13 protein-coding genes are annotated in these 19,321 nt (G+C 65.4%); 8 read left to right on the top strand and 5 right to left on the bottom strand.

What is annotated here, in order from left to right:
- Nucleotides 1-289: 289 nt before the first annotated feature.
- Both KF791_19400 and KF791_19395 read right to left on the bottom strand, forming a co-directional pair.
- A complete protein-coding gene (locus KF791_19400) occupies nt 290-1,138 on the bottom strand; it encodes a prepilin-type N-terminal cleavage/methylation domain-containing protein (protein MBX3734748.1) in 849 nt (282 codons plus the stop codon).
- A gap of 19 nt (nt 1,139-1,157) precedes the next feature.
- Nucleotides 1,158-3,449 carry a PQQ-binding-like beta-propeller repeat protein gene (locus KF791_19395; protein MBX3734747.1) on the bottom strand — a complete coding sequence of 764 codons (2,292 nt, stop codon included), beginning with the start codon at nt 3,447-3,449 and terminating at the stop codon, nt 1,158-1,160.
- Nucleotides 3,450-3,991: 542 nt separating this feature from the next.
- Between KF791_19395 and KF791_19390 the strand changes: the two genes are divergently transcribed.
- Nucleotides 3,992-4,288: a hypothetical protein gene (locus tag KF791_19390; GenBank protein ID MBX3734746.1), complete on the top strand. Its 297-nt coding sequence runs from the start codon at nt 3,992-3,994 to the stop codon at nt 4,286-4,288.
- Between the two features lie 131 nt (nt 4,289-4,419).
- Here KF791_19390 and KF791_19385 read toward each other — a convergent pair whose 3' ends face one another.
- Entirely contained in the window at nt 4,420-5,349 is a 930-nt protein-coding gene (locus tag KF791_19385) for a type II secretion system protein (protein ID MBX3734745.1), read from the bottom strand.
- A 345-nt stretch (nt 5,350-5,694) separates the two neighbouring features.
- Between KF791_19385 and KF791_19380 the strand changes: the two genes are divergently transcribed.
- The 7 genes from KF791_19380 (at nt 5,695) to KF791_19350 (ending at nt 13,357) form a co-directional block, all read left to right on the top strand.
- The gene (locus KF791_19380; GenBank protein MBX3734744.1) at nt 5,695-6,435 is read left to right on the top strand and encodes an NAD(+)/NADH kinase; all 741 of its coding nucleotides are present in this window, start codon (nt 5,695-5,697) and stop codon (nt 6,433-6,435) included.
- A 304-nt stretch (nt 6,436-6,739) separates the two neighbouring features.
- Complete coding sequence (locus KF791_19375; protein ID MBX3734743.1) at nt 6,740-7,126, top strand: gamma-glutamylcyclotransferase; 387 nt, start codon at nt 6,740-6,742, stop codon at nt 7,124-7,126.
- 112 nt (nt 7,127-7,238) lie between these two features.
- On the top strand, nt 7,239-9,677 hold the full coding sequence (locus KF791_19370) for a ComEC/Rec2 family competence protein (GenBank protein ID MBX3734742.1): 2,439 nt from the start codon (nt 7,239-7,241) through the stop codon (nt 9,675-9,677).
- Nucleotides 9,678-9,765: 88 nt separating this feature from the next.
- On the top strand, nt 9,766-10,239 hold the full coding sequence (locus tag KF791_19365) for a hypothetical protein (GenBank protein ID MBX3734741.1): 474 nt from the start codon (nt 9,766-9,768) through the stop codon (nt 10,237-10,239).
- Nucleotides 10,240-10,903: 664 nt separating this feature from the next.
- A complete protein-coding gene (locus KF791_19360) occupies nt 10,904-11,626 on the top strand; it encodes a DUF1559 domain-containing protein (protein ID MBX3734740.1) in 723 nt (240 codons plus the stop codon).
- A 37-nt stretch (nt 11,627-11,663) separates the two neighbouring features.
- Entirely contained in the window at nt 11,664-12,353 is a 690-nt protein-coding gene (locus tag KF791_19355; GenBank protein MBX3734739.1) for a choice-of-anchor M domain-containing protein, read from the top strand.
- Nucleotides 12,350-13,357, top strand: coding sequence for a choice-of-anchor M domain-containing protein (locus tag KF791_19350; GenBank protein MBX3734738.1), 1,008 nt, complete (start codon nt 12,350-12,352; stop codon nt 13,355-13,357). The genes KF791_19355 and KF791_19350 overlap by 4 nt, the downstream gene beginning before the upstream one ends.
- On the opposite strand, the gene KF791_19345 is transcribed toward KF791_19350, so the two are convergent.
- Both KF791_19345 and KF791_19340 read right to left on the bottom strand, forming a co-directional pair.
- The gene (locus KF791_19345) at nt 13,269-15,497 is read right to left on the bottom strand and encodes a hypothetical protein (GenBank protein MBX3734737.1); all 2,229 of its coding nucleotides are present in this window, start codon (nt 15,495-15,497) and stop codon (nt 13,269-13,271) included. The genes KF791_19350 and KF791_19345 overlap by 89 nt on opposite strands.
- 71 nt (nt 15,498-15,568) lie before the next feature.
- Nucleotides 15,569-19,276 (bottom strand): hypothetical protein, encoded by a 3,708-nt coding sequence (locus KF791_19340; protein MBX3734736.1) that lies wholly within the window; start codon nt 19,274-19,276, stop codon nt 15,569-15,571.
- Between the last annotated feature and the right edge of the window lie 45 nt (nt 19,277-19,321).

Raw genomic sequence — 19,321 nt, 5'->3', positions numbered from 1 at the left:
AAGTTGAGATGCTTTTTCATTCACCGACAGGCTGCGTCGCCCGCCCGCAAAACGTCAACTCAGCCCTTTTTCACCCCATTTCCTATGGGATGGCTGTGTATTGCAGTCGAGGCAATCAAGCAGGCAGCACCCGATGAAGTGAGGCTCTGCCGAACCGCGCGTGCCAGCGGGGTGCGGCATGTGTGGACTCCACGAGCGACCGGCCCCGTGGAACACGACTGGGTGAAATCCGCCAGGGACGGAGTCAGCGAGCCAGCACAGATGACCTGTCCCTTGGTGCCCTGTCCTTTCACGGATCTCCAAAGGCGGCCGTACCTTTGGAATAGCGCTCGAGCATCCAGAGAGAATCCCGGCTGGGATAGACATTTCCAGATCCCATTCGGAGAACACCGGTTTCCGGCGGCCGGGTGCTGGGCTCCAGCCACCGATGCAATTCCGCACGGCCGTCCATGAAACTCAGTGTGCCGCTACCGCCATGCCGGCTGGAGGGCAGACTGGGGAAACTTTGTTTTCCGATATTAAAATTCAAATAGAACCCTGGGGGCCCGATTGTATCAGCATGCTCATCTGCAAAAACGAAATGGTCGGGACGCAGATGTCGAATACGATCCAGGTCCGTTTGCTTTTCAAATCCCATAAGTCCGGTCAAACTCTCGCCTACTTTGGTTCCAACCCGGGAATTCAGAGAAACGCTGCGGACTCTCTGATAGTTTCGTGCTCCGATTTTGGTGGGAGTACGATCGCTGGGGCATTTAAAGACTCGCGCCGTGGTGGCCGATGGATGCGAGCCCAGGTAGCGGCCCAGAGAATAGGGATGGTCGCCGACCAGAAACCATACGTTGGTCCCATCGCGTTGGCCGTAATTCATCAGGGTCGGGCACCACGAACGCCAGGGCGGCAATCCTCCCCAGGGATCGTTGGGGAGAAACCAATCCTGGTTATCCAGGGCGTACTGCGACCATCCCAGTGTGATCTGGCGGAGGTTCGACAGGCAGACCACGCCTTCCGCCCTTCGGCGGCCCTGGGCAAGGGCCGGCAGCAGCAACCCAGCCAGGATCGCGATGATCGCGATGACGACCATCAGCTCAATCAAGGTGAAAGCTGAAGCCTTGGCGCGCGTGTTCGACCCTGCATTCATGGGGCGACCTCCCGAGTAATCACTGGGGTCGCATGCGCCACAGCCTCGGCTGCCCATTGCGCAATCCCGTGCCAAGAATGACCCCCTGATCGGAGATGCTGATCGCGTTCTCCAGAAGCCACCCCGAGTTCGGCGGAAGGGAGGAGTTGAGATCCTGAGGGGTGGGGATTCCCGGCCGCCAACGAACTGCTCGATTCTGGGTCTGGTACGGTAGCGTTGACCGACCGACAACATAACCCAGGCAGTTGACCCCCCAGGCAGAGGAGTTTGCGCCACCCAATCCGGTGAGTTGGTAAAGATTCAGGTCCGGGCTGTTGACTCCTGCCGGAACCCGAAACGCCCGGGTACCTCCGGGGTATTGGGTCCAACCAACTGTGCCTCCCTGGTCTGAAGATTCCAACACGTCACTGGCGCCGGAAATTGAGCCAAAGTTGGCAGTGTCCTCTATTGAACTCGGCTCAGCGTCAGTGAGAAACCCTGTATAAGTTGAACCTGAAAACTGCGCCTTGCCGAAGAGTCGTCCGGTGGCAGTGATGCCGTTCACCACGACGTTTCCAAAGCCGAAAAAGAACACCTTTTGAGGTGCCCAACTGCCGCTGCCAACATCCAACCGCCAGAATGCGGCGCGTGTGAAGCCCGAGGATTGAGCGTCGCTGCCGTAACCGCAAACGAATCCGTAGTCGCCGATTCCTGTAATGAATGGCCCTCCGCTGGCGCCCGTGAATCCGGCCGGTAGCGTCAGGTAGGTAGGCACCCCGGGGAGACCATTCTGCCACAGGCTCAGTGCGTTCGTGCCTGAGCCACCGGCAAAGAGGCCCATTTGGTTTCCGCCCACCACCCGCTTGGCGAGGCCGTAGCCCGGTGCTGTGGATGCAAGTTTGACTTGCCCGAAGTCCCAGACGGCACCGTATTGGCCAGTCGGGCCGCTGTACGGGTAGGGCGTGCCATGCGCCAGCCCCAGGGCCCTCCCTGCCTGGTCCAACCGCACCGCGCTGTTGTTGGCCGCCTCGCCGCCGACCATCGGATTCAATTCTTCGATCAGGGTCGTTGCAGGCGCTCCCACTCCTCCGCGGGCATTCCCGCCCTGCAGGGAAGGCCAACCCGCAACCAGCAGTCGGGTGGCGGCATTGATCCGCCAGAGGCGCCCCGCAGAGTCGCCGATGATGATTCGGCCGTCGTTGCGAATAGCCGGTGAGCCCACGAAATTCAAGGTCTGGGCGCCCGAAACGGTCGCGTGCCAGTTCCAAAGCGGCGGGCTGTTGCCGCTGTCGCAGATGCGCAGCGCGACGACCCCCCAGGAATTGATGCCATCGTTCGGGAACATGTCGGACATCGGGACGATGGCCACCCCGTCTTCCGTGAGGCTGGGCGTGGCGCACAGCTTCCCGCTGAGCGACAACTGGCTCCAGTCCGAGACGATGGAACCGGAGGTGCCATTGACCACGACATAGCGGTGGCCGAACTCGGTCACATGCACGTAACCCATGCGATCCGCGATGACACCCGAGATCAAGCCTGGGGAGCCCGGATCTCCATCGCTGCTCGGAATGTCGCGAGTCCATCGAATCATGGATCCGGGCCACTGGGTGAAGTCCACGGCGACAAGCACCTGGCGATTTTGGCCATTGTGCTGGAAACGCCGGGTCGCTGCGTAGATCCAGCCATTTGCTCCCACGGCGAGCGCGGCTTCGATCTCAACGGCGTTGTTTTGAAAATGCGGACGTAGTTGCACCTCTTTGTCGAGGGCGCCGGTCACGCGGTTGAAAGCGCAAATCCTGCCGGTGGATGTGCCAACAACCACCCGGCCCTGATGATCCACCACCGGGGAACAGCTCCAAGGCTCGGGGTGGAACATCACCGGCGGTGTTCCGTAGGTTCCGGTTGCAGGGCTCGGTTGCTGATTGCCTGAAATGGCGGACCAGCGGAGAGCGCCCGTATTGGCATCCAACGCGTATAGCTGGCTGTCGTTGCCTTGGAAGTACACAGTGGGGCCACTGGGGTTGGCCATATCCACCACGGGTGTATTTCGAATCGGAGCAGCGAGCGTGCCAGCTATCGGGTACCGCCACTTGACCCTGGTCAGAGCAGGATCGGTATTGAGACAAAAGAGTACTCCGGCATCGGTGCCGAGGTACAGCCGTGAACCGGCCGGAATTTGCACCGTTCCGGTGGCGTTCACCGCCGGGGGACAGAAGATTCGGTGGGTGCTGGACCATTGCCAGCGGGCGGCACCCGAAGCGTTGCGGGCGTGAACGGTCGAAGCGGACCCCGTACGGGACGCAAAGTAGACGGTGTCTCCAGGGCCAAGCACGATTCCGCTCTCAATGTCACCCAAACCAGAGGCCAGCAACTGAGTGGAGGGTGGCGGAAAAAGTGGAGAAACAAGGGTTTGAGCGTTAAGCGCTGGGGTGGAGACGCAGATCAGGACTGCCACCCAATGCAAGAGCGGGCTGGAGAGAGAGGGGGCCTGAGACTTGATGGGGGAGCTTGAACTTGATGGGGGAGCTTGAACTTGATGGGGGAGCTTGAACTTGATGGGGGAGCTTGAACTTGATGGGGGAGCTTGAACTTGATGGGGGAGCTTTCATGGCGTTTAAGGGCTGGTGTCTAGATTGGGTTCATCTTCGGATGGTTTTGTCAAATCAAACAATCACGACTTTTGGATTCCTTCATTGAAGTGTTTACAACGGAACCGGTTAAGGCTGACGTTTGACAGATGGGGCGTCTTCGACACTCAGCCGGAGGATAGCCTCAGAAACGGGACGGCCAGCGGTACACCTTTTCGTTGTGCACACCCATGGCTTGCGATTGACAAGAAGTCGCCGTTGGTTCGCTTGCTGCGTCCCACGACCAATGACCTGTCCCCCTGTGCCTCTCGGGCAGGAGAACGATCCGGGCACCCCGGGCCGCCGCCTCGGCGATGCGTTGCCGGGCGCGATCGAGGTTGCCGGAAAGGTCGCCGCCCGTGACAAGCACTTGAGCCATCGCGAGGGGGAACGGGACGGGGGAGGGGGCGGTGGCCATGGGGCTGAGGGGCGGGTGTTTGGGGTGGTTTGTTTCGATCGTTGGTGCCCGCGGCCGCGAGTCCTGCCGTTTATTGCAGGCGTATTGCAGTCGAGGCAATCAAGCAGGCAGCACCCGATGAAGTGAGGCTCTGCCGAACCGCGCGTGCCAGCGGGGTGCGGCATGTGTGGACTCCACGAGCGACCGGCTCCGCGGAACACGACTGGGGGCTCCCAATGACCTGTCCCCTTGTTCCCTTCTCGCCGCCTGAGGAACGCCTATCGAGGCACGGTCCCACGGAGAGTCCTTAGCTCGCGGTGGGGCCGGTTGTCGGATAGCCAGCGGCTCCGGTTGCGGTCGGAGTCGCGTTCGAGGTCCTCCTGTTTGCGGAACTCGACGTGGCCATCGCAGAAGACTTGGTTCAACCCGGAGGCATGGGGGTAATTGGCGTCGGTGAACCGGCTGTTGCCTGAGTTGAGGAGGCCGAACTGCCGGTCCCGAGGAGGGCGGGGATACTCGGTAACCCAACTGTTCAGATCGAGCGGGACCATGCGCCATGACACGACCTCGGTGAAGGCAATCATGTCGGCGGGCGCCACCACAGCGGTCTCGCGGATCGCCTCGATCCGGGCGAGGGGAGGGCGGTTCATCTGTCCCCCCAATCCGAGGTAGGGTTCGTAGCGGTCCAGGGTGCGGGCGAATTCGTTGTACTCATACCAGCGGACGGTGCGCCGATTGGCTATCGGACAGAGCAATTTCCAGGTCTGGCGGTGGCGCGCTTCCGAAACTGACTTTGGGTCCTCCGGGTTTCCGTGAAAATGAAGGATGATGGGGTCGGAGATTCGGACGTTGCCGAGGTAACCCGCCGGATACGCACTGTGGTCCGCTAGGTAAAGGCCGAGATAGACGCCGTACTGTCGGAGGTGATTGAGGCACTGGATCTTTCTCGCCTGGGCCTTGCCGCGGCTAATGGCCGGGAGAAGAAGGCTGGCGAGGATCGCTACAATGGCGATCACCACGAGGAGTTCGATGAGCGTAAAGCCGGCCCCCAAACCTTGGCTTGCTCGCCGCGGGCGTGGATGCCGGATTCGGTGGCGATGGCCAAGGCTGGCCGGGCCCAAATGGAGGGCCCAAATGGAGGGCCCGAGGTCAGGTACGCGTTTATCAACCGACGCAACGCGACCGCCGCCGTTCCCCTTCCCGTGCATAGCGCCGTGTGTGAGTGGGGACGGCGCTGACTGTCAATCAAAATCGGGGAGGGAGGAGCGTCTCTCTCCTGATATGCCGATCCAAGCGGAAGCATTTGTCCCGCGCGGGGTTCCCGGCTTACGGTGGGTTGGCAGCACGGTGTTCCCAGCATCCTGCGGCGTCGGGACGGCGGCGTTCCCGGCAGTTCGGTCCGATTCCCAGTGAAGCCGTCCCTCCAGCGCATGCGCCGCATCGGTGTGATCGTCAACCCGGAGAAATCCGATGCCGGGCCGCTGGCGCGCCGGATGATCGCGGCGATCCGTCGTGCGGGGCGCACGCCGGCCTGCGACGCGGCCAGTGCTCCGATGCTGGGGGGCCGGATCCAGACCACGCCGTCCATGGCCGATCTCGCCGGATCCACCGACCTGATCCTCGTGTTCGGCGGCGATGGCACGATGTTGCGCGCCGCCCGGGAGATTGCCGGCCTGCCCACGCCGCTTCTGGGGGTGAACCTGGGCAGCCTGGGATTCCTGACCGCCGTGTCCCCCGACCGGGTGGTCGCCGCGCTGGGACGGGTCTGGAGCGGACGGTTCACCCTCGAGGAGCGCTCGCTGCTCGAGGCCGAGGTGCGCAAGGGTGGTGCCCTGGCACCGTTGCTCGCTCTCAACGAACTGGTGCTCTCGCGAAGCCAGGCGTCCCGCCTCATCGAACTGGAGGTGGAGGTGAACGGCGAGCTGCTGACCCGCTACCGTTGCGACGGCCTCATCGTCAGTTCGCCCACGGGATCCACGGCCTATTCGCTTGCCGCCGGGGGCGCGATCGTCAGTCCCGACGCCGAAGTGCTGATCCTGACCCCCATCTGTCCGCATACATTGAGCATCCGCCCGCTGGTTCTGAATCTGGCCGCCCGCGTGGAGATGACGCTGGTCAGCGACCGGTTGACGGCGACGGTCACCGCCGACGGCCAGCAGCAGGATGAACTGACGCCCGGGGACCGGGTGGCGGTGTGGCGCAGCCGGCGCACGATCCGTCTGGTGCGGCTCGAAGGGGACAGCTTCTTTGCAACGCTGCGGCACAAGTTCGGCTGGAGCGGCAGCAACGTGTGACGGCGTTGGAACGACGGCCCGGCAAATGCGTCGCGTGGGTGACGTGTCGGTCCGCGGGGTCGCAGCCGCCAAAGGGGGACATCGCCTCGTGATCCGGTGACGGGTCTCCACGACGGCGCCATCGGACGCCGCATGAAACCCAAGGCCCGACGGGAGCGAACGATCGGGAGGTGATCCCTGTCGTAGAAGCGCGGCAATATGGCGGGATGTCCGTGGTGGCGTCTGGACCGCCATTGAGGCTCAATCTCCCCACACTGTGGGCACACTGCACTTCGCATACGGTTCCAACATGGTCGTCCGCCAGATGAGATTGCGATGTCCGCGGTCTTGTCCGGTGGGCGTCGGCGCGTTGTCGGGCTGGAGATTCCGGATCAATGCGGCCGGCTGGGCCACGGTGGTGCCGGAGTCCGGGGCACAGGTTTACGGCCGGCTTTGGGAGCTTCCGGTCGAGGATGAACTTGCACTCGACGTCTATGAGGATCTGCCCGGCGGGTTGTACTCCAAGGACGCAGTGGTGCTGAATGCGTCGCCGGTGCCCGGCCGGCCGGTGATGATCTATCAGGCGACGGATTCCAGTCCGGGCCGCGCGGCACCCTGGTACCTGGACCCGATTCTTGAAGAGGCGGCGGATTGCGGGTTCCCCGAGGCCTACCTGGAGGAACTGCGCCGTTGGCGGCATCCGTTGCGATGACGCGCCGAAGGCCCGGAGGCCATTCCTCAAAACTGGGGAGATCGGCGGTCTCCGGTTCGCCGGGCCATGCCGCTTGAATGGAGGTCCGCAGGCCTGCGCGCTGCGGACTGCGATGAACCATCCCCTGCTGCCACCCGCCCTGGCCTTTGCCGGGGGCATTCTCGCCGATGATTGGCTGGGACGGCCGCCGGGGGCCTGGCTGATTGCCGCCGGCGCTTTGCTGGTGGTGGCGGTGTTTCCGGGACGCGTCGGCATCCCGGGCCTTTGGATGGGCTGGGCGGCGGCCGGAGGCCTTGCTCATGCGTTGCATGCCACCCCGGTGTCCCCGACCGACCTTCGGCGCATCGTCCCACCGGCTCCCCAGTTGGTCGAGTTGCGCGGTGTGATCGGCGCCACGCCGGCGCTTCGCCTGCAGGAACGCCGGGGAATCCCGGTCGGACGCACCCTGGTCCGGATTGAGACCTGTGCCTGGAAGAAGTCCGGGACCGGCTGGATGCCGGTCTCGGGTCCGGTCATGACAACCACCCGTGGCGTGTTCCCGGCGGCGCTGTGCCGGGGGCGTCAGGTCACGGTGACCGGGGTCCTGCGCGAACCGTCGGGGCCGGCCGCTCCGGGCCTCTTTGACTATCGCCGCCATCTGCGCAACCAGGGGGTCTGGCGCGTGCTGGAGACCTCCGGTGTGGAGGACTGGACCCCGGTTCCGGGGTCCCCGGACCATCCGCCCTGGTCGGATCGGTTCTTGCCCTGGGCACGGGCCGCCCTGGCGAAGGGATTGCCTGATGACGAGGCGGCCCGGTTGCTCCCGGCGATGATGCTGGGCTGGCGGACCGGCATCCCGGGCGACCTGGACACCACGTTCCTCGAAGCCGGCACCCGCCATGTGTTCGCCATCAGCGGCCTGCACATTGGACTGCTGGCGGCGCTCCTGTTGGGACTCCTGCGGGTGGCGGGGCTCCCGCGTCCTGCGAGTGCGGTGGCGCTGATGCCGCTGTTGTGGTTCTACGTTGCGGCGACCGGTTGGCAGGCGTCCTCGATGCGCGCGGCCCTGCTGATGAGCGTCATCGCGGGCACCTGGGTGTTGAACCGGCCCGCAGATCTTCTGAATTCGCTGGGTCTGGCGGCGCTTGTGATTCTTGTCCCGAGCCCGGGCCAGTTGTTCCAGGCAGGATTCCAGCTGTCCTTCGGAGTCGTGACCTCGCTGGCGGTTTTGGTGCCGGCGCTGGAATCGCGACTGCTTCGATCACTCCGGTGGAATGCCGATCCGTTCCTGCCGGATGCCCTCCGCCCCCGCTGGCAGCAGTGGCTGGATGCTCCATTCCGCCGGCTGGCGACGTCCGTGGCAACGGTCGTGGCCGCGTTTCTTGGTGCCCTGCCGTTTACAGTCCAACACTTCCACCTCCTGACTCCGGTGGCCCTCCTGGCCAATCTGTGCGTGGTGCCGCTGGCCGGCCTTGCGCTGGCGGCATGCGCGGCCTCGCTGCTGGTCAGCCCGCTCTGGCCGGGATTGGCCGCGGTGTTCAACGCCAGCGCCTGGCTCTGGATGCACAGCATGGTCCGGCTGAGTGAAGCCTTTGCCGCGCTCCCCGGTGGCGTGTGGCATGTCGCCGCCCCGTCCTGGGTGTGGTGGCTTCCCTACGCTCTCGTGCTGATCGCCCTCGTCCAGGGGCGGTGGCCATCGCCCGGTCGCGCCCGAACCCTGTTGCTGGCGGGGGCAGCGCTCGCGACGATCGCCGGCGTCCTGTTTGTGGTACGGGCACCGATCACCCGGCTGACGTGCCTCGCGGCCGGGGAGGCCTTCGTCTTTGACGCCCCCGGCCGGTCCGAGGATCTCGTGATCAACACCGGGAGCGTCGGGGCAGGGGCGTCCGTCGTGACCCCGTTTCTGTACGCCCAGGGATGGAACTCGGCACCGCTGCTCGCCATCGGCCAGGCGGACGCCGCGCGCATCGGGGATCTGCCCGGATTCCTCCGGCGATTCCAGCCCCGGACGATTGCGATCACGGACCGACGCCTCCGCTCGCCCGCCTATCGGTCGGGTTTGGCGCTGGCCGATTCCCTCGGCCTGGCGATCCGCAATGTGCGGGCGGGAGACCGGGTGGCGGGCTGGACGGTCCTGGCTCCGGCTGCCGGAGAGCCGTTGCGATCGGCGGACGACGCCTCCCTCGTATTGGCCCGCCGCATCCACGGGCAACAGATTCTTCTGATGTCCCATGCCGGCCGGTCCGCGCAGCGCGCTCTCCTCGAACGATCGCGGGGATCCCCCGGGCTGGAGTCCGACGTCGTGATTGCCGGCCTGCCGCGGGAGGGCGAGCCGCTCATGCCGGAACTGCTTGAGGCCCTCCGACCGCGGCTGGTGATTGTCACCTCCAGTGCACCGCCCATTGGACGCCGGGTGCGTCCGGAGGTGCGCACCCGGCTGACCGCATTTGGGGTACCCACGCACTACGCCGAGGACGGCGGTGCCCTGGTCCTTGAGTTCGGTCCCCGGGCTGTTGTGCTGAAGCGGGACGGCCGACCACTCCACCGGCTGCCACGGCTGCCCGCATCCTGACGGGGTGCGGAAAGCGGACACTTCCCAAGCCCCACGCTTCCCATCGCCTGGGCTTTTCGATACACCGTTCTCCGGAACCCCTTCCGTCATGGACATCGTCTTCAAGTGCCCTCAATGCCATCAACAGCTTGAGGTGGATGCCGATGCGTCCGGCCAGCAGATTTCGTGTCCCTCCTGCAGCAAGGCCATCACGATTCCGCAGCCGGACGTGACCAACATGAAGGTCGGGAACGCCTCGCATTCCTCGGCGGCCGCGAAGGAGGAGAAGCATTTTGCCGTGCCCGTCAGCGAGCGTCCGGTGGAGGCCCTCATCAAGAAGGCCAATCCGCCCCTCGAAGCGGCCGCCAAGGACGGCACGCGACGCCTGAGGGTCAGGACGATCCGGCACATTGATTGCAAGGAAGTCGGGCACGACCACTTCGATGCCACGGTCACGGAGGCCCTTGGGAAGATCGGCGAGGACAACATCGTGAGCATCACGACGATCAACTATAGCTATGTGGAGATGGGAACCCAGAAGCTGTTGACCGACTTTGGGGTGCTGATTGTGTACAAGGGATAGGGATGGGGGCGCGACACGCCGCACCGCACGGTGATCGGGCCCGCTGCGCGCCCGGTCCCCTGTCGCGGCGGTGCACCCTGTCAGAAGTCGTGATCCAGCGGCCGCCCATGAGGCAGCGTACGCATGATTTCGTCTTGTCATGGCCTCCCATCAATGCTCAACTGCAAATACATTGCACTCGCGAATCCCAGCGTCAGGGAGGGGACTTGCGGCCGGGTTGGTCGCGGGAGTGCTTTCGCTGCTGGTTGCGATTGTCGGGACGCTGGCCGGCCATTCGGCGTGGCATGACAGCGTTCATGAGGGAGCGACGGCCCATTCAGGGTGCGCCCATTCCGGTGACGGTGATCCCTCGGAAGGCGCGACACCTCCGTGCGCGGTCTGCTTGCTGGCCATGGGGCAGGTCCTGACGGGCGACATGGCGCCGCCGGACCTGACACCATGCAGGCAAGGCCGAACCCTGTGGACTTCGACCGCATTGGTGCGGGTGGATCCACGGCGGGATCCCGGGCCTCCGGGACGTGCCCCACCCGTGGGATGATTCACCGGATCCTGGCGCATGCCGGGAATATTGGCGGGCGTCCGGAGTGACGTCTTGAGGTTGGGCGGCCCCCGAATTTCGCGGGCCCTCTGAGATCGCCGGAGGCTCCGGCCCATCGTTTGATTTATGTCTTCCACCGCTGTTCGTCACCACACCCGCCGCGCCGCGTTCACCCTGGTTGAACTGCTGGTGGTGATCGCCGTCGTTGCGGTGCTGGCCGGATTGCTCCTGCCCGCGCTGGCTTCGGCCCGGTCGCGGGCCCATCGGGCGGTGTGCCAGTCCAACCTCCATCAGATGGGCCTTGGCATCCAAATGTATGCCGACGACCACGGCGGCCTGTTTCCCGAGACGACTCACCAGGCCGTGGGCACCAATCAATCCTGGATTTTCACCCTGCGACCGTACCTGGGAAACACCGACCGGGTTCGCGTCTGCCCGTCCGACGCCCTCGGCAAGGAGCGGGTGGCCCATCAATCCACCAGTTACGTGCCCAACGAGTATGTCGCCGTGGACCGGCGGGATGCCTTTGGGCGGGTGCTGGAATCTTATCGCAACCTGAACGCCCTGAAGCGGCCGGTGGAAACGATCCTGACGTTCGAGAGTTCCGACAATCCGGACAAGCTCAGCCTATTTTCCGACCACACCCATTCGCGCAACTGGCACAAGGGCTGGACTGCGGTGCTGGAGGACATCCAGCCCGACCGGCACCGCACGGGCCGCGCCGCCTCGGATCATTCCCGCGGCGCGGCAAACTACCTGTATGCGTGCGGTCACGTGCTTTCACTCGACGCCCGGAAGCTCAAGGAACGCGTGGACCTCGGTGAGAACATTGCCCGCCCCCCGGACTGAATTTTTCTGCTGAAATCCTCTGATCTCATTCCATCCAATGAACTCCAGCCATCTCAAAGCAGTCGCATCGGGCCTCCTGGCCGTCGTTGCCGTCTCCAATGCCGCGACACCCCTCACCACCGGCGAGGTGGATATCGGGATCGCCTACGAGGGTGGCCTCCTCGGATTCCACCTGCACGATGAGGAGAAGGACATCGAGTACGAGCCCTCGGAGGCGGTGTTGGTGGTCGGCGCCGGGTCGTTGCAACTTTCGCCCGGCGGGGCCTTCAGCTTCCTGGGACCGGCCGGCACGCCCAACTGGGTGCTGCCCGCCGTCGAGAATCCCGGCCTGCTCTATCTGGGATTGAGCGGCGAGGAGCTCGACGCCCCGGACTGGGTCGGGAGCCTGACGGTATCCCTCCAATCCGTGGTGGGGCCGGGAAATTTCTATCTCTGGAACACCGACGCATTCGGCAACCCGGTGGTCTTCATGGATTCCGCGTCCGGGATCTCGGACGGGGACCGGGTTGCCGTGTCCCCGGGCAGCCACGCACACTACAACTGGGGATTCTCCCAGCCCGGAAGCTACAGCGTCTTCCTGGAGGCCTCCGGGGTGCATGTGGATGAGGGGTTGGTGACGTCAGGTCCCGTTGCCTTCCAATTCGAGGTGGTCCCTGAACCCTCGACCTATCTGTTGGCGCTCTTCGGGCTGGGCTCGCTGCTGGCGATCCGGCGACTGCAACAATGAAGGCCAGGAACCTGCCCCAACGGTGGATCCGGCTTGCCCTTGGCATCCTTGCGGTGACGACGGCGTCGGGATCCGCGTTCCGGGACCGGGTGGTTCTGGACATGGAGCATGTGGACTTCCGTGTGAATTACTCGCCGGGCGGCACCAACGAGCTGTTCGTGACCCTCTACGACAGCGACGGACGGACCAACTATATGGCAACCAACGTCGTGCTGGTCGTCCGGGCGGCCGCCGGGCTGCAGCTCCCGGAGGGATTCCCAGAGCTGGGTGAGCCGGGTTCACCGTTCTGGATCCTCCCGCAGAGCCAGGACCCGCAACTGCTTTATCTCGGGGCTTCCGGGGAGGGCCTTCCGCGCGGAGTTTTCGGCCAGGATCCGGAAATCCGGTTGACGTCGGTTCAGGCGGCGGGTGCGTTCTTTGCCTGGAGGACGGATGCGGTCGGCAACCTGCAGATCTCCATGGACAGCCGCAACGGGCTGGGTCCCGAGGACGTCATCGCGACGTCACCCGGGGGGCACAGCCATTACAACTGGGGGTTTTCCAGCAACGGGTTCTATCAGGTCAGCTTTCAGGCTGAGGGCAGGCTTGCCGGGGCGTCCACCAACCTAACGGCGCTGCCGTCCCAGTTTTTGTTCGCGGTGGAGCCGCTTCCGGTCGCTCCAGAGTCTGGGGCCGGATTGTCTGTTTTGGATGTGGGGATGGATGGATTGGAGCTCGCGCTTTCCGGAGTTCCGGGGGCCGCCTACTGCGTCGAGATGTCCCCGGACCTCGAGTCCTGGAGCGAGGGCCCGCTGGTGGTCGCTTCGCCTCAGGCTTCCCGGTTCATCATCGCCATCACGGATCCGGAAATTCCGCTGTTCGTTCGTGCCGTAAGTCTGGATGCCGCGGCGTCTGCTGCCGGGCTATCGCCGACGTCTACGGGTCGTTGGGGGCCACAAATAATTGGGCGTCGAGATCGTCCCGGAGTGGATCCACGTAGAAGCGAAATCCGTCCGGTTCCGTGATGGTCAACACCGGACCAGGCCGGATCGTGTTGACGGAGGCGCCCCGGTCAAGGCTGAAGCGCTGGTCGAGTTCGCCTCGAAACACAAAGACCCGATCCCCCGGCTCCTGCGGATACTCCGCAAACTGAATCGGATTGAGATACGGCGTCAGTCGAGTGCGGAGGATGATGCCCTCGATGCCGACCGCGATGAGCTGAATGCCGCGTGTGCCGAGTCCGTAGAGCGATTTTCCGGTGATGAGGTCGGAATCCAGGGTCCACATCACGCCGTCGCGGCTGTGAATCAGGGTCCCCTGATTGCCGGCGACGAACCAGCCACGGATCGTAAATACGGCGTCGTTCAGCCCGTTGGTCACCCCGGAATCCCGGAGGGTCCAGGCGACTCCGTCGGGACTCGTCAACAGCGTGCCTCCACGTCCCACGGCCACCAGCTGTCCGGGGGCGGAGCGGACCCGGAACAACCAGTTGGTGGTTCCACTGATCCGTGGAGTCCACGCGACGGCATCCGGACTCGTCAGGATCAGTCCGTCCTCGCCGACGGCCACGTAGCCATCCTGCCAGGCGGCGAGCCCGCTGATGGCCAGCGAGGTGCCGCTGAGGCCGGCGATCCAGTTGGTGCCGTCGGTGCTGCTGGCGACGTAACCCGACTGGCCCGCAATCACGAAGCGGCGGGAATCCGCACACGCGGCGAGCAGATCGAGTTCGGTCGGCGGAGGCACCTCGTGCCAGACGATCCCCAGGGTGCTGACCTCATTGGTGACGGTCACCTCGATCGGTGTGCCATCTTCCCTGACGAATTCATTGGTGGTCACCAACTCGAGGTAGGTGTCGGGGCTGAACGAGATCAAACCCTCGCTGCCGACGGCAACGAGCCCGGGGCGGGATGCCGCGAGGGCAAGGTAGACCTGTTCGGCGGCATTGGTGGGATTGGGCATCTGGCTCCAGAGGACTCCGGACTCCGAGGTGAGCAGGGTTCCAAGGTCTCCTGCAGCGAGATAGAACTGGTTGGTCACCACCGTCGCCGAATACACCGGCCGGTCGTCCAGAAGTCTGGCGGTCACATTGGTGGACACGACGTCGTGCGGAACGATGTCGAACAGCCAGTTTCGGGGCGGACTGGGGTAGGGAATCCATTCGGTCTGCCCGGGATCGGGGGACACCTGCACCCCGTCCACCAGCAATCCGGTGCGTCCACCCAGGAGGTAGGTCCGGTTGCTGGCGATGGCCGCATCATAGGTTCGGACAGGGGCCCCGCCCGGCGGGGCCGTCTGGTCGGACCAAAGGATGACGGCCGAGCCGGAGGCGAGGCGGACCTCCTGTTCCCCGGCAACGAGTCGGGAGGACGGGGAGGCGGCGGCGGCGGCCAGCAAATTCCCGGTGGCCCCGCTCTGGGTCTGGCGAACCCATGAGGTTCCGGAGGCGTTGCCAAAAATCACGGTGCCTCCGCCGTTCACCCGGTCGCCAGCCACCACGAATCCGTTGCCGGTCCAGGCAACGCCATTGAGGTCTGCGCCGTTCCCGTCGGCCGTTTCCCGAAGCGTCCACTCGGTGCCGTCCTCGCTGGTGACAATCAATCCGGCATCACCCACGGCAGCGAACACGCCTCCTCCCCAGGCAACACCCCGCAGCCAGTTGGTGAAGCCCACCTGCTGCCGGACCCAGTTCGTGCCGTCCTCACTCCGGAAAATTGCCGCATGGTCCCCGACAGCAACGGCAATCGCGTCCGAAGCCGCCACGCTCTCCAGCCAGTCCGTCGTGTCGAGTTGGAGCTGCTGGAACCGTTGCGCATCCTCCGACCAGAGGATCAATCCCTCCTCGCCCGACACGAGGAGCCGGTTCCCGAAGAAGGCCGCTCCCCGAAGATCCTTGCGGGTGCCTGATTCCCTTGGATCCCAGTCGCCCAACGCATTCCGGCCGTAGATCTGGCCCTGTCCCGTCACCTGGATGACCGAGTGGTCCGGATGGTGGGCGAACCCGGCAATGTTGTTTCCGTGCGGCCGTGGATTCGACCAGTACCAGCGCCAGGGAGTTTCCTCGGAGAGGACCGCGGTCAGGAAACCGGCCCACAGGACGCCGATGAAAGGCCATCTCAGGAACGCCGCCGGGACGCGGCGGGGCTCGCTGGAGAAGAGGACGAACATGCGGGGATACAGGACGGTGCCTTCCGGCGTTCGCGGGTCAACCCTGTTCCTGAGACGGCTGGAGGCCAGGGCTATTGCCGATCCAGGAGGTAGGCCAGGAGATCGCGTGCCTTCGAATCTTCGATTCCCTCGAGAAGGCCCTCCGGCATCAGGCTGTCCCGCAGGAATGAGGCGCGTCGCAGATCGGATCGCCGGTGACGCTGATCCTCGGCTCCCGGCACCCGCAGGGTCACCGAGTCGGCATCCTGGGAGACCAGCAGTCCCTCGATCACGTCGCCCTCCACCGTTTCCAATCGAAAGCGCCGATATCCGGCCTCCATGGCGGCATTGGGAGTCAGGAGGTTTCGGAGCAGGGCCTCAAGCCCGTGGGCTCCGGCGCCGTCCAGGGCCGGACCAATGCGACCCCCGTCACCGCCAATGGCATGGCAGGGGGCGCAGAGCGCGATGAATTGCTGCCGTCCGGATTCCCGGTCTCCTTCGCTGACGGGAAGCGCCCGGTAGCGGGCGAACCTGGATTCGAGGGCCGCCGCCGCTGCGGCGTCGAGCACCGGCGGAACATCACCCGTGAGTTCGACGCGCGCACCGGCGGCGGTGCTGCCCCAGGATTCCCCGCTGCTGCGATACAAAAGGTCCCCGAGGGTCCCGGGAATGTCCGAGCCGGCCATCGTCTGCACCTCGGCCTCGTCGCGGCAACGACTCCAGATCCGATAATAGGCCAGCTGTCCCGCGGTGCCCCCGGGGACGTTCGAACGTCCCACATCCAGCCCGGTGAACTTCCGGTTGTCCCTCCCGGCGCTGGTGGCCTCCAGCGCGCCGTCCAGGTAGATGCGGAAGTACCCTTCCGCGTCGCGGGTGAAGGCCACGTGCGTCCAATGGCCCGCGGTGACAGGACGCCGGGCGACGGCGATGTCGTGAACACCGCCACCGATCCAGATGCGGAACCGTCCGTCGTAAAAGTTGGCGTCCAGCTGGTCGGCGCCGCCCAGGATCGAATCCTGGTTTCCGATCGGGGGGTCGAGGCGGACCCAGGTTTCGACGGTGAACGGGCCTTCCAGCGAGAGGTTCGTGGCCACGTAGGCCTCATCCGTGCCATCGAGCCGGAGGACCGGGCGTTGGGAGGCGCCCAGGGCCGCCTCCAGCTCCCGGATCCTGGGATGGTCGGGCAACACGACGGCGAGACGTTCAAGGGCGTATCCGTTCAGTTCCTCCTGGGCGATCGCGCCCTCCTCCACGGCGGCCATCAACTGGCGTGCGGATCCCGGGGACTGGGTGAGGCGGTCCACGGCCTGACGCCGCAATGGGGGCGACAGGGTGGCCCAGAGCTCGAGCAGGGATGCCACGGCCTCGTCGCTGCGCGACGAGGACAGGGCCGCCACGGCCTCGCGTCGCACGGGTTCGTGGGCACTGAGGGCGCGCTGTCGGAAGACGTCGAGCCGCGTGGAACCGGAGGCGCGGAGCGCCCGAAGCGCGGAGGCCTGGATGGCGGGACCGGCGTTTGTTCTCGTGGCCGCGGCGATCAATTCATTTTCCAGGCCGGTGAGCCGGAACCCCTCGGCGAGCTGAATCATCAGTTCCTCACTTTCGGGGTCCGAACGTTGAACCACGAGCGCCTTCAGGGCAGGCTCCAGGATGCGGGCCAGTGCGTCCCCGCTTTCCAATGCGGCCCGGCGCGCGTGGATCTGGCGCAAAGCGGATGGGTTTGCGAGGGCGGACTCCAGGACCGATCGAACCACCGGGTCGCCGGCGTTGGCGGCGAGGAGCATGAGCTCGTCGCCGGACGGTGCCCGCTCCAGTCCCGGCCACTGGGCCGCCAGTCGTCGCGCCCCGGATGCGCCGCCGCGGGCCAGTGCGGCAAACGCGGTGGCCTCGCCTTTTGCCGCTCCATGGGATGCCAGCCAGGCGTCCAGTGCCTCCGGGGCCTGTTCAAGTCCGCGCCGGATCAGGTAGGCCTCGAATGCGTCGAAATATGCGGAGTACCGGGCATCGCTCGCCGGTGGGGGACTGGCCGCTGCCTGGATCAAGGCTCCGGCCGCCGCAATCGCCACGGGTCCGGCGGCGGCCGGTTCGTTGAGCATCCGGACCTGCCAGCGGATGGCCTCCTGCCGGACCAGGCGGTCGGAGTCGTCCAGGGACTGCCGCGCGAGCGCAGCCGCCTCGTCGGCCGGAAGACGGGTGGCCGGCAGCGTGGCGGCCGCCCTGAGGCCTTCCCGGCGGAGCGATCGTTCGGGTGCCGCGAGCGAGGTCAGGATGTGAGGGCGCTCCAGTCGCCCCAGTTCTTCCAGGCACCAGAGCGCCCGGATCCTGAGGTCGGCGGGACGGGATGCATCGTCGAGAACGGCTGCCAGCCCGGGGGCCAACCCCACGGCGTTGCGGTCCACGATCTCGTGCCAGGCCGCCGTGGCCTCCCAGGTACTCACGGCTGCGAGGTGATGGAGCAGGTCCATTTCCGGCACCTCATACAGGTTGGGAACCTCGATCCGGTGCGGCTGGGATTGATGCCGGAACCGCCAGATTCTTCCCCGGGCCTTGTCGCGCTCCGGATGCTTCCGGGGGACCTCGTTGTGCGAGATGATCTGGTTGTACCAGTCCACCACATACAAGCAGCCGTCGGGACCGAACGTCATGGCGACCGGGCGGAACCACGGATCGCTGCTGAGCGCGAAGTCGGGCAGATGCTCCAACTGCCACCCGTTGCCGTAGGCGCGCGGACCGGCGGCGGAATTCCCGGGGTCCGCGGAGCGATGCAGGCGGATCGCCTGGATTTTTCGGGTGATGGGGTTGTTGACGAAAAAGACGTCCCGCCAGTCCCCGGGAAACGAGTCCGCTCCCTCACTCAGCGCCAGGCCGCTCAGCCCGGTACCCCCCATTTCCCGGCCGCCGGTCTTCGGGAAGGGGGGGGCGTAGGGACGCGGGACATCGTCGCCACACAGGGGATAGGAAGCCCCCTCGAGAAACGGCATCAGGGGCCACCCCTGGTCGTTGGCTTCCTGGATGAACGCCTCCCCATGGAGGTCAAGGACGAGCCCCCAGATGTTGCACGGACCCCACCCGATGATCTCGAAGCGGCTGCCGTCGGGACGCCACCGGGCCAGTTTGGTCTTGTTGAACGGGGTCACTTTTCCGTCGGAGGTCCGGACCTCCGAGTAATTGAACGCCCCCTGCGCCAGCCACAGCCAGCCGCCTGGAGCCCGGGTGAACTGGTGGGGGAACAGGTGTGAATCCTCAATCCCGAAGCCGCCCAGAATGGTCGAATAGCCCTCGGCACGGCCGTCGCGGTTGGCGTCCACGTAATAGCGGATTTCCGGTCCATACTGGACGAACGCCCCGCCGCGGTAGGGCAGCAGTCCCAGCGGCATGACCAGGCCGTCCGCAAAGGTGCGCGCCTGCTGTCGGCCGGGGCGGGTGGGTGTATCGAACACCACCACCCGGTCGCGCCCGCCCCGGGCAAACAGGGCGCGCGCCTCTTCACCGGCCTCGTTGGCATCAAGCGGGTACTCCAGCGCTGTCATCGCCCAGAGGCGTCCGGCATGGTCGAACTGGAGGGCGACGAACTTGCCGCCGTCGGGTTCGGCGGCGACCAACTCGGCAACGAAGCCGGGAGGCAACCCGAAGGTGGTCTGCTGAATCTCCGCCGGCAGCGGGGAGGCATGGGGTGGGGGCGGGGGTTCCGAGGCGCCCTGTGCCAGGGACGAAACCGCCGCGGCGATCCCCACCGGGATCGCGACGGCCAACGAGGTCAGGGAGCGGCAGCGCGTTCCGTTGAAAAACCGGCGAACCATGCGCGAATTCTGCCGGCTCAACCGCCCACCGGAAAGGTCCGATCC

The sequence above is a fragment of the Verrucomicrobiia bacterium genome (assembly GCA_019634635.1).
Classification (GTDB): Bacteria; Verrucomicrobiota; Verrucomicrobiia; order Limisphaerales; family UBA9464; genus UBA9464.
Note: the sequence above shows the minus strand (reverse complement) of the source record. Positions and strands in the feature narration are given on the sequence as shown.

What these genes read in the sequence shown, in the direction of transcription:
- KF791_19360 (MBX3734740.1), top strand. Translation starts at nt 10,904, where the DNA reads ATGTCTTCCACCGCTGTTCGTCACCACACCCGCCGCGCCGCGTTCACC.
- KF791_19345 (MBX3734737.1), bottom strand. Translation starts at nt 15,497, where the DNA reads ATGTTCGTCCTCTTCTCCAGCGAGCCCCGCCGCGTCCCGGCGGCGTTC.
- KF791_19340 (MBX3734736.1), bottom strand. Translation starts at nt 19,276, where the DNA reads ATGGTTCGCCGGTTTTTCAACGGAACGCGCTGCCGCTCCCTGACCTCG.
- KF791_19380 (MBX3734744.1), top strand. Translation starts at nt 5,695, where the DNA reads ATGCTGGGGGGCCGGATCCAGACCACGCCGTCCATGGCCGATCTCGCC.
- KF791_19370 (MBX3734742.1), top strand. Translation starts at nt 7,239, where the DNA reads ATGAACCATCCCCTGCTGCCACCCGCCCTGGCCTTTGCCGGGGGCATT.
- KF791_19400 (MBX3734748.1), bottom strand. Translation starts at nt 1,138, where the DNA reads ATGAATGCAGGGTCGAACACGCGCGCCAAGGCTTCAGCTTTCACCTTG.
- KF791_19365 (MBX3734741.1), top strand. Translation starts at nt 9,766, where the DNA reads ATGGACATCGTCTTCAAGTGCCCTCAATGCCATCAACAGCTTGAGGTG.
- KF791_19355 (MBX3734739.1), top strand. Translation starts at nt 11,664, where the DNA reads ATGAACTCCAGCCATCTCAAAGCAGTCGCATCGGGCCTCCTGGCCGTC.
- KF791_19375 (MBX3734743.1), top strand. Translation starts at nt 6,740, where the DNA reads ATGAGATTGCGATGTCCGCGGTCTTGTCCGGTGGGCGTCGGCGCGTTG.
- KF791_19390 (MBX3734746.1), top strand. Translation starts at nt 3,992, where the DNA reads ATGACCTGTCCCCCTGTGCCTCTCGGGCAGGAGAACGATCCGGGCACC.
- KF791_19350 (MBX3734738.1), top strand. Translation starts at nt 12,350, where the DNA reads ATGAAGGCCAGGAACCTGCCCCAACGGTGGATCCGGCTTGCCCTTGGC.
- KF791_19385 (MBX3734745.1), bottom strand. Translation starts at nt 5,349, where the DNA reads ATGCACGGGAAGGGGAACGGCGGCGGTCGCGTTGCGTCGGTTGATAAA.